Origin of the sequence: Caballeronia sp. SL2Y3 (assembly GCF_022879575.1) — a bacterium.
Taxonomy (GTDB): Bacteria; Pseudomonadota; Gammaproteobacteria; order Burkholderiales; family Burkholderiaceae; genus Caballeronia.
Genome location: NZ_CP084261.1, coordinates 582,012 through 594,827, shown reverse-complemented (window position 1 = coordinate 594,827; position 12,816 = coordinate 582,012). Strand labels below are relative to the sequence as shown.

The following is a 12,816-nucleotide window of genomic DNA, read 5'->3' as shown; positions in this document are numbered from 1 at the left end:
CCTTGGCGTCAATGCTTGACGATGTAGAGGTCCTTGCTGCCGTAGTGATCCATCGGATTCTTCAGCGAATAGCCGCCCACATAGCTGCGAACGAGGCGCGGCAAACCGTATTGCAGAAGCGGCAGCATCGGATAGTCTTCCATCACGAGTTTCGCCGCTTCGGTCAGCAGTTGCTTGCGCTTGACGGCGTCCGTAGTGCCGCTCGCCTCTTTGACGAGCGCATCCGCCTTAGGATTGCAGTTGAAGTTGTCGTTCTGCTCCGACTTGCACTGCACGAGCGTAAGGAAGGTCGTCGCGTCGTTGTAGTCCGCCACCCAGCCGTTGCGCGCGATCTGGTAGTCGCCGTCATGGCGCTTCTTCAAGAGCACCTTGAATTCCATCGATTCGATGTCGGTGGCGAGACCCAGCTTCGTTTTCCATTCGGAGGCCGCGAAGATCGCCATCTTCTTGTTGTAGTCGCTCGTATTCATGGCGAAGCGCAGCGTCGTGCCCGGCTTCACGCCCGCCTGTTCCAGCAGCTTCTTCGCTTCCGCGACGCGCTTGTCCATCGGCCAGCTCGCCCATTCGTAGGCGGACACGTCGGCGCCGCTCACGCCCTTTGGCAGCAGGCCGTAGCTGGGCGTCTGGCCGTCGGCGGTCACGCGTTGCGCGAGCAGATCGCGGTCGATCACCATCGAAAGCGCCTTGCGCACGCGCACGTCCTTCAGGAGCGGATCGCGGTTATTGAAGCTGTAGTAGCGCGTGCCGAGAATCAGCGAGTTGCGGATATCGTTCGGGAACTGCTGACGGTATTTGGCATAGGTGCCGGTGGGCAGCTGATACGTCATGTCGTTCTCGCCCGACTGGAACAGTTTGACGTCCGTGTTCTCGTCCTCGACCGGCAAATACGTCACCTTCGTCAACTGGACATGTTCCTTGTCCCAGTAATGCTCGTTCTTGACGAGCACGAGCTTGCTGTTGACCTGCCAGTCCTTCAACTGGAACGGGCCGTTGCTGACGAGATTGCCCGGCTTCGTCCACTCCTTGCCGAACTTCTCCACCGTCGCGCGATGCACCGGCCCGAGGTTCGTATTCGACATGAGCTCCGGCAGGAACGGCACCGGACCCGAAGTCCTGACTTCCAGCGTGGCCGCGTCGATGGCGCGCACGCCCAGCGTGCTGGCCGGCTTCTTGCCCGCGACGATTTCCGCGCCGTTCAGCAGGAACGGGCCGAAGACGCTCGCGTACGACGACGCCGTTTTCGGATCGATGAAACGCTGACAGCCGTAGACGAAGTCGTTCGCGGTCACGGTGTCGCCGTTGGACCAGCGCGCGTTCTTGCGCAGATGGAAGATCCACGTCGTCGGGTCCTTCTGCTCCCACTTCTCCGCGACGCCGGGGACGACCGTGCCGTCGCCGTTGGTCGCGGTCAGCCCTTCGAAGAGGTCGCGCGCGGGATTCGCCGCGACGACCGATTCGACGAGCGCCGGGTCGAGCGTCTCCACTTCCGAGCCGTTGTTGCGCACGAGTTCCTGCTTGGCGGCAAGCGTCACGCCGGGCGGGACGATGGCGGCTGCGGCAGGCGTCGCCGTGAATACGAAAGCGGCGCTGGCGGCGGTAATTGCCGTGCGATGAAAGGAGCTGAGAGCGGCGAACGACTTCATCGGATTCCTCTTTGTCTCGTTGTAGTGTTTGTTATGAAAGGCTGCGCGCGCGGCAACGTTTAGCGTTTCGGCTAAACGAACGCGCATGCACCATTAGTACTGCCAATCAGCGAGAATCATGCGCCGCGCTCGGAACATTTCCGAACCGCGCTTGATTTGCTTGATGACTGCCGGCGAGTATTTCGCATCGGTCATGCGGATGCCACCCGCAATCGCGCTTGATGACGAAATTTTTCGAAATGTCGCCCGAACGAGCGACTGGGACCGGTGCGAGCCTGCGGCGGCTCGCAAGAACGGACCGCAGCGTGTCGTCGCGCAGATCGCAGCGACGACACGTTAGACCGCGAAGTCAGGCTCCGCCGAAGAGGCGCTCCGCGCGAGCGCGCAATTCCTCGGGCGATACGTCTTCCTTGTGCGTCGCGATCCACCACACATGGCCGAACGGATCGCGCAGCTTGCCGCCGCGGTCGCCGTAGAACTGGTCTTCGACCGCCCGCAGAACGGTCGCGCCCTCGTCGACGGCGCGCTGCACCACGGCATCGACGTCTTCCACGTACAGATGCAGCATCACCGGCGTTCCGCCGACCGCGAGCGGGCCTCTCACGTCCATCTCGGGGAATTCGTCGCTCAGATAAAACGGATTGCCGCCGATCAGCAGCTCCGCATGCCCGACGCGCCCGCCCGGCTCCTGCATGCTGAAGACTTCGGTCGCGCCGAACGCTTTCTTGTAGAAGTCGATGGCCGCGACGCCGCCCGCCACCGCAATATACGGAATCACGCCATGACGGCCTTCGGGAATGGGATCGACTGGTGCACTCATGAATGCCTCCTGATTCGGCAAAGGTTAGCGGACGCCGCATTCGCCACCGGCGGCGCACTCAAGATGGTGCCGGTTTTGGCGAGCGCCGCAAAGAGCGGCCACGTGCCCTTAACAAGTTTTCACTATTCGCTTCATACTCTAGGTCGAAGCACGTCCCACTTCCCCATCAAACGGAGCACTCATGCACGATCTGAAAGGCAAGTCGATTCTCATCACGGGCGCGAGCACGGGCATCGGCGCGGCGGCGGCCCGCGCGTTCGGGCGTTACGGCGCGAATGTCGCGGTGCATTACAACAGTTCGAAGGACCAGGCCGAGGAAGTCGCGAAAGACGTGCGCGCGCTCGGCGTGAGCGCGATCACGGTCGGCGGTGACGTGCGCGATTCGAAGGCGATCGAGGCCGTTGTCGCGCAAACGGTCGATGCGTTCGGCAAAATCGACGTGCTCATCAACAACGCGGGCAGCCTCGTGAAGCGCGAGCCGCTCGAAAGCGCGACCGACGAACTCTTCGACGACATCATCAACATCAATGCGCGCTCGGTCGTCTCGTTCACGCGGGCGGCGCTGCCTTCGCTGCGCTCGGGCGGCGGCGGTTCGATCATCAACGTGACGTCGGTGGCCGCGCGCAACGGCGGCGGGCCGGGCGCGCTGCTGTACGCGGCGTCGAAAGGCTTCGTCAGCACCATCACGAAGGGCATGGCGAAGGAATTCGCCGCCGACCGCATTCGCGTGAACGCCGTCGCGCCGGGCGTGATCGGCACGCCGTTTCACGACCGCTTCTCGACGCCCGAGCAACTCGAAGGCTTCCGCAAGTCGATCCCGATGGGCTATATCGGCGAGGCGGACGATTGCAGCGGCGCGTTCCTCTATCTCGCGTCGGAGGCGATGTCGCGCTACGTGACCGGTCAGATCATCGACGTCAACGGCGGCCAGTTGATGCCGTGACGCGCGCCGGCCGTGTTATAAGGCGCTAGTCGATACCGAAGAAAGGAGAATGCAGGAGATGCCGTTGAAACAGGAACATCGCTTTCGGTCCCTCGCGCTGACAGCCGCGGCCGTCGCCGCATTCAGCGTGGCGGGCTTCGTCGAAACGTCGCCCGCGTATGCGAAGACAGCGGACGCGCAGCCGCAGGTTTTGACGGCCTCGGCCGTCGCCGTCGCAGACAAGTACGCCGCCGACACCGCCGAGCAGATCTTCAAGCAAGGCGGCAACGCAGTCGACGCGGCCGTCGCCATCGCGTTCACGCTCGCGGTCACGTATCCGGAGGCGGGCAACATCGGCGGCGGCGGGTTCATGACGCTTTACGTGAACCATCGGCCCTACTTCCTCGACTACCGCGAGCGCGCGCCGATTTCTGCCACGCGCAACATGTACCTCGACGACAAGGGCGAGGTCATCAAGGGCATGAGCCTGTACGGCCATCGCGCGGTCGGCGTGCCGGGCACGGTGGAAGGCATGTGGGAAGCGCAAAAGCGTTTCGGTAAGCTCAAGTGGAAGCAGGTGCTCGCGCCCGCGATTCAATACGCACAGGACGGTTTCGTCGTCGACGATCAACTGATCGAGCGGCGCGACCGTGCGTCGAAAGACTTCGCCGGCAAGACCAACTTCGACCTCTACTTCGGCGGCATGAAAGCGGGCGAAGTATTCAAGCAGCCGGATCTGGCGCAGACCTTGCAGCGCATCTCGGACAAGGGCGCGAAAGGCTTCTATCAGGGCAAGACCGCTGAACTGATCGCCACGTCGATGACCGGACACGGACTCATCACCGCGCGCGATCTGAAGGAGTACAAGGCGGTCTGGCGGCAGCCCGTGGTGGCGAGCTGGAACGGCTATCGCGTGATCACCGCCCCGCCGCCGAGCTCGGGCGGCGTCGGCCTCGTGCAGTTGCTCAAGATGAAGGCCGACCTGAAGGACAAGTTCGAAGGCGTGCCGCTGGATTCCGCGCAGTACATCCACCTCGTCGCGGAAATCGAGAAGCGCGTGTTCGCCGACCGCGCGCAGTATCTCGGCGATCCGGACTTCTACAAGGTGCCGGTCGCGCAACTGATCGACGACGACTACATCCTGAAGCGCGCGCAGGAAGTGAATCCTGAGGCGCCGTCCGATACCAAGAGCGTGCAGCCGGGGCTCGGCACGTCGATGCCCGAGAAGGCGGAGACGACGCACTTCTCGGTCGTCGACAAGTGGGGCAACGCGGTGTCGAACACGTACACGATCAACGGTTACTTCGGCGCGGGCGTGGTCGCGGAAGGCACGGGCGTCGTGCTGAACGACGAGATGGACGACTTCTCCGCGAAGCCGGGCGTGGCGAACATGTTCGGCGTCGTGGGCAGCGACGCGAACGCCATCGCGCCGCGCAAACGGCCGCTCTCGTCGATGACGCCGACCATTCTCACGAAGGAAGACCAGGTTGCGATGGTGATCGGCACGCCGGGCGGATCGCGCATTTTCACGTCGATCTTCCAGGTGTTGTCGAACGTGTACGACTTCCAGATGCCGTTGCCGGAAGCCGTCGGCGCGACGCGCTTTCACCATCAGCTGCTGCCGCCCAACACGATCTATCAGGAGCCATTCCATCAGCTCGATTCCGAGGTCGTGAAGCAACTCGAGGCGAAGGGCTACACCTTCTCGATGCAGGGCTTCAACGGCGATATTCAGGCAATCCGTATCAACGGCGGAACGCCTGAGCCGATGTCCGATCCGCGCGGGCGCGGCGTGTCGCGCGTCATTCAGTAACGAGGCTCTGGCGCTTTCAGGTTGAAAGCGTCGCGCTCGGTCCGGACTAGGCATTTGCCCTAGTCCGGCTTTCGCCGGTCGCGCTCTTAGGCCCGTCCCCTGCGGGATTCTCAGAAATATAAGAATGCTGGCATGAGCGGCATGTTTCGCGCGGGATTGGACCGCGCGTTTCGTTCCCCTAGTCTCTGTCCTGACCGAGTGCACCATGCGCCGCTGCGCGCGACGCACCCGGCCCATCCAGAACTACATACGAGACGACCCTGACGACGGAACCGCAGTGCGCATCGACGCGCGCACGGGCATTCGTTTCAGCGTGCTGATAAAGGAGCAGCTCATGTTGGAATCCCCCGCCCAGCAGCTTGGCGATATCACGCCCGTCAATCGGGAACAGGATGTTCAGACGGCCAGCGGCGGCGTGCTCGACCGCTACTTCGGCATTTCGCGCGCCGGCAGCACGCCCAAACGCGAAGTCGTGGCCGGCGTCACGACCTTTCTCGCGATGGTCTATTCCGTGTTCGTCGTGCCCGGCATGCTCGGCAAGGCGGGCTTCGATACCAGCGCGGTATTCGTCGCCGTGTGCCTCACCACCGCGTTCGGCTCGCTGCTGATGGGCGTGTGGGCGCGCCTGCCGATCGCCATCGGCTGCGCCATTTCGTTGACGGCGTTCACCGCGTTCGGCCTCGTGCTCGGCAAGGGGCTCTCGCCCGCCATCGCGCTCGGCGCGGTGTTCCTGATGGGTGTCGTGTTCACCGCGATCTCCGTGACTGGCGTGCGCTCCTGGATCTTGCGCAATCTCCCGACGGGCGTCGCGCATGGCACGGGCATCGGCATCGGGCTGTTTCTGCTTCTGATCGCCTCCAACGATGTCGGTCTGATCGTGAAGAATCCCGCGCCGGGCATGCCGGTCTCGCTCGGTCACATCACGGCGCTGCCGGTCTTGATGTCCGTGGCCGGGCTCGCGGCCATCTTCGGTCTGGAGCGCCGGCGCGTGCCGGGCGGCATTTTGCTGGTGGTGATCGGGCTCTCGGCGATCGGCCTCGTGATCGATCCGGCCGTGCGCTTTCATGGCGTGTTCGCGTTGCCGTCGCTGTCCGCGCCGGGTCATGCGTCGCTGATCGGCGCGATGGACATCAAAGGCGCGCTGTCGATGGCCGTGCTGCCGAGCGTGCTCGCCCTCGTGATGACCGCGGTATTCGACGCCACCGGCACGATCCGCGCGGTCGCGGGCCAGGCGGGCCAGATCGACGCGAACGGACGCATCGTGAACGGCGGTCGCGCGCTGACGGCGGATTCCATCAGCTCGATTTTCTCGGCATGTTTCGGCGGCGCGCCGGCGGCGGCGTATATCGAATCGTCGGTCGGCGTGGCGGCGGGCGCGAAAACGGGTCTCGCGGCGAGCGTCGTCGGGGCGCTCTTTCTCGCGGTGATGTTCCTCTCGCCGCTCGCGAGCCTGGTGCCCTCTTACGCGACGGCGCCCGCGCTCATGTACGTCGGCTTGCTGATGCTCGGCAACGTCGCGAAGCTGCACATGGACGACACGGTGGACACGATGTCGGGACTCGTCTGCGCGGTGTTTATCGTGCTGACGGCGAACATCGTGACCGGCATCATGCTCGGCTTCTGCACGCTGGTGATCGGGCGCGTGGTCGCGGGCGAGATCCGCAAGCTGAACGTGGGAACGGTGGCGATCGCAGCGGCGCTCGCGGTGTTCTATCTCGGCGGCTGGGCAATCTGAACGGTGCCTTGAAACGACAAAGCCCCAGAAGCGTTCGCTTCCGGGGCTTTGCCCAATGCTGATGCGCTTGACCGGGCGTCAGGCCGAGGCGGACTCGGACTTACTTGCGATACGCTTCGACGAGGATTTCGCAGTTCTGCAGATGCAATTGCAGCGCGCGATTCCACTCGCGACGCACCGCAGCCTTCGCCGCGCGCATCCACGAACCGAACGAAACGAGCACAGATTGTTGAGCGGTGGTTTTCATGGAAAGCTCTCAGGGTAAGTAGCTAGGGGATAACCCTAACTATACGCTTTTCATGCTGCATTGCAACCAATTCTCAAAAAAGCTACACCGTCCCTCGTCCGTCTGCCGGTCGCATTTTCCGATTCATCACTTCGCCAGCAGTTCGCCGCGACGCGCCGGTCCATTGCCCGCGATCCGCGCGACGAGCATTCCCGTCGTCGCGAAGCGCGTCCAGTGGCGCGCGTATAGCACGCCTTCCGTTTGCGCGACGAGCGGTACGAGCCGGTCTTCGAGCGGATCGAGGATGTCGGCGATCGTCTCGCCGGCACGCACCCGCTCGCCGATTTCGCGCCGATGCAGGATCACGCCCGATGCCGGCGCGTGAAGGTACTCGCAGCCGGCAAGCGGCGTCGCGGGATGGCGGAGCGGCGGCGGCTCGGGCGCGCGGCCCGCGACAAAGCCCGCGTGCGTCAGATAATCGACGATCGCTTGCGCGTCGTGCGCCGCCGTCTCGTGCGACACATCGCGCACGCCGCGCAGTTCGAGCGTGACCGGCGTGACGCCGGTCGGAATAGGGAAACGCGCGCCGAACGCATCGCGCAAAAAACGCCACGCCGACGTGCATGCTTCGTCGAACGGCTCGCCGCCCGACACGTCCGCCAGCAACTGCGCCTCGCTGCCGATAAAGCGCGCGAGCGGCTCGATGTCGGCCCACGCATCCGGCGTCGTGTACAGATGCGCGACGGCTTCCCAGTCGCAATGCAGGTCGATGACGAGATGCGCGTCGCAGGCAAGACGCAACAGCGCGATGCGTTGCGACTCCAGTTCCGTCGCGCCTTCGCTCGCGGCGAAATGGCGGCGCAACGCGGCGCGGATCAGGTCTGCGTTGCGCGCGGCGTCGTCGGTCAGGCGGCCTTCGAGTTGCATCGCCAGCGCCGGGCCGGGATCGGGAAAGCGCCGGTTGAAGTCGTGTCCCGACTGCATGTCGAAGCGGCCCATGTGCGTGCCGAACCAATGCTGATTCAGCCCGGCGGGATTCGCCACCGGCACGAGCACGATCCGCGCGTTGAGCGTGCCCGCGGCTTCCAGCTCGGCGAAGCGGCGCTTGAGCATCCACGCGACCACCATGCCGGGCAACTCGTCGGCGTGCAGCGATGCCTGAATGTAGACCTTCGGCACGGCGTCGTCTGCCGGTCCGAACGAATAGCTCCTGATCGCGCGCCGGGTGCCGAGCGCGGCGCCGACGAGCGGATGATCGTGAATCTGCATTGCGCCTGACCTTCGACACTGCCGCCTGAAAAAAGCAAAAGGCACCGCGAGCGATGCCTTTCGACCGGATGCGCGACCCTTGCGCGCTTACTGAATGGAAACGTCGGTCGCGAAGTACTTCGCCATGATGCGCTTGAACGTGCCGTCCTTCTTGATCGCGTCGAACGCCTGATTCAGGCCCTTCTGCAGATCGGCGTCGCCCTTGCGCAGGCCGATGGCCGTGCCCGGACCGATGAGCGCCTTGTCCTCGACGATCGGCCCGACGAGCGCGAACGGCTTGCCCTGCGGCTTCTTCAGAAAGCCGATGGCCGCCTGCGCCGCATCCGTGAACATGGCGTCGATACGGCCCGCGACGAGGTCGCCTTCGACCTGTTCCTGATCGCCGTACGCGACGACCGTCACGCCTTGCGGTTCCCACTTCGCCTTCGCGTAGCGTTCCTGCACGGTGCCCTGCTCGACGCCGACGCGCTTGCCCTTGAGCGCCAGCGGCGTCGGCAGAATGCCCGAGCCGGCGCGCGCGACGAGTTGCGCGTGCGTGTCGTAAAGCGGCTGGGTGAAGTCGATCTGCTTCAGGCGTTCTTCGGTGACGCCCATGTCGGAGAGCACGGCGTCGAACTTGCGCGCCTTCAGGCCGGGAATCATGCCGTCGAAATTATTCTCGACCCAGACGCACTTGACCTTCATCTGCGCGCACAAGGCGTTGCCGAGATCGATATCGAACCCGACGAGCTTGCCGTCAGGCTGCTTCGATTCGAACGGCGGGTACGACGGATCCACGGCGAAGCGGATTTGCGTGATGTCCTTCGCGTGTGCGGAGAACGAGGTGATGGCGAGTGCGGCGAGCATCGCGCGCAGAGCGAACGATGCGGACTTGCTGACGAACTTCTTCTGCGACATTCCAATCCTTCGAGACTTGCGGTGATTGCTGGCGCGCTGCGTTCCTCTACTTCGAAACACGCGGCGCGCGGTGGCCCCTTTCGGGAAAACCCTGAATGGTAGCAAACGCGATGCGTCACGGCACGACAGAAAGGAACAGAAACGCCGCGAACATCACGAGATGCACGACGCCTTGCAGCACCGTCGAGCGGCCCGTGCCGAGCGTGATGACGGAGACGACGAGCGTCAGCGCGAGCATCGTGATTTCCTTCGGCGCGAGGCCGAGCGCGATCGGCTGGCCAATGGCGATCGACACGACCGCCACCGCCGGAATCGTCAATCCGATGCTGGCGAGCGCCGAGCCGAGGGCAAGGTTGAGGCTCGTCTGCAAGCGGTCGAGCCGCGCGGCGCGCAACGCAGCAAAGCCTTCGGGAAGCAGCACGAGCGCGGCGATCACGACGCCGACGACCGCCTCGGGCGCGCCCGCCGCCGCGACGCCTGCCTCGACGGCCGGCGACAGCAGCTTGGCGAGCCCGACCACCGCGACGAGCGACAGCATCAGAAACGCAAGCGCGATCCACGCTTGCGCCTTCGTCGGCGGCGGCGCGTGCGGGCCGTCGTCGGCGGCATCCGGCGAAGTAGCGGCCTTCGGCGCGAAAGGCAGAAAGTAGTCGCGATGGCGGATGGTCTGCACGAACACGAACATCATGTACAGCACGAGCGACACCACGCCGACGAAAATGAGTTGCGACGTCGAAAGCGCGGGGCCGACCACCGTGCTCGTGAAGTTCGGCAGCACGAGCGTCAGTACGGAGAGCGCGCAGAGAATGGCGAGCGCGGCGCTCGCGCCTTGCAGCTGGAAGTCCTGCACGTGATGCCGCAGGCCGCCCATCAGCAGGCACAGCCCGACGATGCCGTTGCCGCAGATCATGATCGCGGCGAACACCGTATCGCGCGGCAATGCCGCCTTCTCCGGACCGCCGGACAGCATCACGGAGACGATCAGCGCCACTTCGATCACCGTCACCGCCACCGCGAGCACCAGCGTGCCGAATGGCTCCCCGACGCGATGCGCGACCACCTCGGCGTGATGCACCGCCGCGAACACGGCGAACGCCAGCGCGACCGCCGCCAGCGCGGTCAGCACGGCGCCGTGAATGAGCGCGGCCGCGCCGAGCACGACGAGCGCGAGAATCGGCGCAACGAGGGTCCAGTCGAGCTTGAGTTTCATCGGCGCTCCGGGCTGATCGGGTGAATGGGATGGTCGGCCTGCGGCGACGAACCATCGGCATGATAGCGGGCGCACAGCGCGCCGACGACAAAGCGCAATAGCGCGCACACAACAAAACGGACGGCCTGAGCCGTCCGCGATATGCCGTTCGATGGCGAATTACGACTCGAGTTCGGCGTTCAGCGTGATCTTCGCGTTGCCGGCGAAGAGTTTCGACACCGGGCAGCCTTCTTTCGCCGCCTGAGCGGCCTTGTCGAACGCGGCCTTGTCCGCGCCGGGAATCTTCGCCTTCAAGTCGAGCTGGCAGGACGTGATCGTGAAGCCTTCGCCGTCTTTTTCCAGCGTGACCGTCGACTTCGTTTCGAGGCTTTCCGCCTTCATGCCCGCCTGTTCGAGCTGCAGCGAAAGCGCCATCGTGAAACAGCCGGCGTGCGCCGCGCCGATCAGTTCTTCCGGGTTCGTGCCCGGACCTTCCTCGAAGCGCGACTTGAATCCATACGGCGCTTCGTTGAGCACGCCGGTTTGCGTCGAGATGAAACCCTTGCCGTCCTTGATGCCGCCGCTCCATTTAGCCGATGCAGTCTTTTGCACGAGAGTTCTCCGTGAAGATGGTTGCCTATTCATTGCCATGGGTTCGACCGGGCGCACGCGGCGCGCGGTCATCGAGACGCTTGTCGATGAACGCTTCGCGCCGAAGCACTGCGCGAAGCGTCGGGTCCATCGTAGCGGATCGGTGCTCGCGGCGCAGGAAGCGCGCTGCCGCACGACTTTTGTCCAGATGGCGAAGCACCGCCGATTCACTTAGGATGCGTGGGCTCGTTCAACTCTCTGCATGCTTAATACATGATTCCACTCGCACGACGCGCCGCGACCCGGGGAGCGGCCTAACATGGGACCGCCGACCGAACGCATTGCCGAAGATGTTGCGATTCCCGAGCGCGTCGATGTGGTCGTCGTGGGCGGCGGCGTGATCGGCATCAGCACCGCGCGCTTTCTCGCAGAGAAAGGGCTTTCGGTCGCGGTGTGCGAGAAAGGCCACGTCGCGGGCGAGCAGTCGAGCCGCAACTGGGGCTGGTGCCGCGCGACGCACCGCGACTTGCGGGAGCTCGAACTCAGCCTCGAAAGCCTGAAGCTGTGGCGTCGCATGGACGCGGATCTGGGCATCGACAGCGGCTATCGCGAATGCGGCATTTTGTATGCCGCCGATGATGCCGACGCCCTCGCCGACCATGAAGCGTGGCTCGCGCGCGCCGTCGCGAAGGTCGGACGCGGCGCGCTCGATTCGCGCATCGTGTCGCCCGAAGAAACCGCCGCGCTCATGCCGGGCGCGGCGCGGCGCTTCGCAGGCGGCATCTACACGCCGAGCGACGGCCGCGCCGAACCGCAACGCGCCGTGCCCGCCATGGCCGCCGCGCTGCGCGAGCGCGGCGTCAAGATCGCGATGCCCTGCGCCGTGCGCGGCGTGGAAACCAGCGGCGGCGCGGTGAGCGGCGTCGTGACGGAACACGGGCGGATTCGCTGCGACAGCGTGGTGATCGCGGGCGGCGCGTGGACGCGGCTCTTCGCCGGCAATCTCGGCGTCGACGTGCCGCAATTGATGGTGCGCTCGTCGGTCGTGCGCACCGCGCCGCTGCGCGGCGGCCCGGAAGTGAGCGCGTGCAATCAGTCGGTCGGCTATCGCAAGCGGCTGGACGGCGGTTATTCGATTGCGAACGCGTTTCGCAGCTATAGCGACATCACGCCTGACAGCTTTCGTCTCTTCGGCAAGTTCCTGCCCGCGCTCAAGAGCCAGCTCGGTTCCATCAAGCTCGGTTTCAACGGGCGCTTTTTCGAGGAGTTGCGCCGCCCGCGCCGCTGGCCGCTCGACCGCGAGACGGTCTTCGAGCGCGTGCGCACGCTCGACCCCGCGCCGGTCGAAGCCTTCAACGAAACCGCGCTAGTCGAGTTTCGGTCCATTTTCCCTTCGCTCGCGAATGTGACGGTGGAGCAGTCGTGGGCCGGCTATATCGACGTGACGCCCGATGCGGTGCCCGTCATCTCGGGCGTCGAGCGCGTGCCCGGGCTTTTCATCGGCACCGGGTTCTCGGGGCACGGCTTCGGCATCGGACCGGGCGCGGGCAAGTTGATGGCCGATATCGTCGCGAACGACGCGCCGCTCCTCGATCCGCACGCGTTCCGTCTGTCGCGGTTCTTCGACGGCAGCAAGATCGAGATCGACGGCGGCTTCTGACGAACGGGCGCTTTCGCGGCGCGCGGCGGCACGCGCTAACATACCGGATTC

11 protein-coding genes are annotated in these 12,816 nt (G+C 64.8%); 4 read left to right on the top strand and 7 right to left on the bottom strand.

Annotated elements, in window-relative coordinates; genetic code table 11:
- Positions 1-8 precede the first annotated feature (8 nt).
- Together LDZ26_RS16025 and LDZ26_RS16020 are read right to left on the bottom strand one after the other, a co-directional pair.
- A complete protein-coding gene (locus LDZ26_RS16025; protein WP_244850152.1) occupies positions 9-1,643 on the bottom strand; it encodes a peptide ABC transporter substrate-binding protein in 1,635 nt (544 codons plus the stop codon).
- 349 nt (positions 1,644-1,992) lie between these two features.
- Positions 1,993-2,463 (bottom strand): VOC family protein, encoded by a 471-nt coding sequence (locus LDZ26_RS16020; protein WP_244850142.1) that lies wholly within the window; start codon positions 2,461-2,463, stop codon positions 1,993-1,995.
- A gap of 181 nt (positions 2,464-2,644) precedes the next feature.
- Between LDZ26_RS16020 and LDZ26_RS16015 the strand changes: the two genes are divergently transcribed.
- From LDZ26_RS16015 to LDZ26_RS16005, 3 genes are all read left to right on the top strand, one after another.
- Positions 2,645-3,406, top strand: coding sequence for an SDR family NAD(P)-dependent oxidoreductase (locus LDZ26_RS16015; protein ID WP_244850139.1), 762 nt, complete (start codon positions 2,645-2,647; stop codon positions 3,404-3,406).
- A 58-nt stretch (positions 3,407-3,464) separates the two neighbouring features.
- On the top strand, positions 3,465-5,198 hold the full coding sequence (ggt, locus tag LDZ26_RS16010) for a gamma-glutamyltransferase (protein WP_244850137.1): 1,734 nt from the start codon (positions 3,465-3,467) through the stop codon (positions 5,196-5,198).
- Positions 5,199-5,532: 334 nt separating this feature from the next.
- The gene (locus LDZ26_RS16005; protein ID WP_244850135.1) at positions 5,533-6,933 is read left to right on the top strand and encodes an NCS2 family permease; all 1,401 of its coding nucleotides are present in this window, start codon (positions 5,533-5,535) and stop codon (positions 6,931-6,933) included.
- Between the two features lie 100 nt (positions 6,934-7,033).
- Here LDZ26_RS16005 and LDZ26_RS16000 read toward each other — a convergent pair whose 3' ends face one another.
- From LDZ26_RS16000 to LDZ26_RS15980, 5 genes are all read right to left on the bottom strand, one after another.
- Positions 7,034-7,180 carry a hypothetical protein gene (locus tag LDZ26_RS16000; RefSeq protein WP_175941675.1) on the bottom strand — a complete coding sequence of 49 codons (147 nt, stop codon included), beginning with the start codon at positions 7,178-7,180 and terminating at the stop codon, positions 7,034-7,036.
- A gap of 126 nt (positions 7,181-7,306) precedes the next feature.
- Positions 7,307-8,428: a succinylglutamate desuccinylase/aspartoacylase family protein gene (locus tag LDZ26_RS15995; RefSeq protein WP_244850133.1), complete on the bottom strand. Its 1,122-nt coding sequence runs from the start codon at positions 8,426-8,428 to the stop codon at positions 7,307-7,309.
- Positions 8,429-8,515: 87 nt separating this feature from the next.
- Positions 8,516-9,325, bottom strand: coding sequence for an ABC transporter substrate-binding protein (locus tag LDZ26_RS15990; RefSeq protein ID WP_244850131.1), 810 nt, complete (start codon positions 9,323-9,325; stop codon positions 8,516-8,518).
- A gap of 115 nt (positions 9,326-9,440) precedes the next feature.
- A complete protein-coding gene (locus LDZ26_RS15985; RefSeq protein ID WP_244850129.1) occupies positions 9,441-10,535 on the bottom strand; it encodes a calcium:proton antiporter in 1,095 nt (364 codons plus the stop codon).
- 159 nt (positions 10,536-10,694) lie between these two features.
- Positions 10,695-11,126, bottom strand: coding sequence for an OsmC family protein (locus LDZ26_RS15980; protein WP_175941681.1), 432 nt, complete (start codon positions 11,124-11,126; stop codon positions 10,695-10,697).
- A gap of 298 nt (positions 11,127-11,424) precedes the next feature.
- On the opposite strand from LDZ26_RS15980, the gene LDZ26_RS15975 reads away from it, so the two are divergent.
- Entirely contained in the window at positions 11,425-12,765 is a 1,341-nt protein-coding gene (locus tag LDZ26_RS15975; protein ID WP_244850125.1) for an FAD-binding oxidoreductase, read from the top strand.
- The last annotated feature ends 51 nt before the right edge of the window (positions 12,766-12,816 follow it).

Bases quoted from the DNA above. Each gene is read 5' to 3' on its own strand.
- LDZ26_RS16015 (WP_244850139.1), top strand. From the start codon at position 2,645: ATGCACGATCTGAAAGGCAAGTCGATTCTCATCACGGGCGCGAGCACG.
- LDZ26_RS15985 (WP_244850129.1), bottom strand. From the start codon at position 10,535: ATGAAACTCAAGCTCGACTGGACCCTCGTTGCGCCGATTCTCGCGCTC.
- LDZ26_RS16005 (WP_244850135.1), top strand. From the start codon at position 5,533: ATGTTGGAATCCCCCGCCCAGCAGCTTGGCGATATCACGCCCGTCAAT.
- LDZ26_RS16020 (WP_244850142.1), bottom strand. From the start codon at position 2,463: ATGAGTGCACCAGTCGATCCCATTCCCGAAGGCCGTCATGGCGTGATT.
- LDZ26_RS16000 (WP_175941675.1), bottom strand. From the start codon at position 7,180: ATGAAAACCACCGCTCAACAATCTGTGCTCGTTTCGTTCGGTTCGTGG.
- ggt (WP_244850137.1), top strand. From the start codon at position 3,465: ATGCCGTTGAAACAGGAACATCGCTTTCGGTCCCTCGCGCTGACAGCC.
- LDZ26_RS15975 (WP_244850125.1), top strand. From the start codon at position 11,425: ATGGGACCGCCGACCGAACGCATTGCCGAAGATGTTGCGATTCCCGAG.
- LDZ26_RS15990 (WP_244850131.1), bottom strand. From the start codon at position 9,325: ATGTCGCAGAAGAAGTTCGTCAGCAAGTCCGCATCGTTCGCTCTGCGC.
- LDZ26_RS15995 (WP_244850133.1), bottom strand. From the start codon at position 8,428: ATGCAGATTCACGATCATCCGCTCGTCGGCGCCGCGCTCGGCACCCGG.
- LDZ26_RS16025 (WP_244850152.1), bottom strand. From the start codon at position 1,643: ATGAAGTCGTTCGCCGCTCTCAGCTCCTTTCATCGCACGGCAATTACC.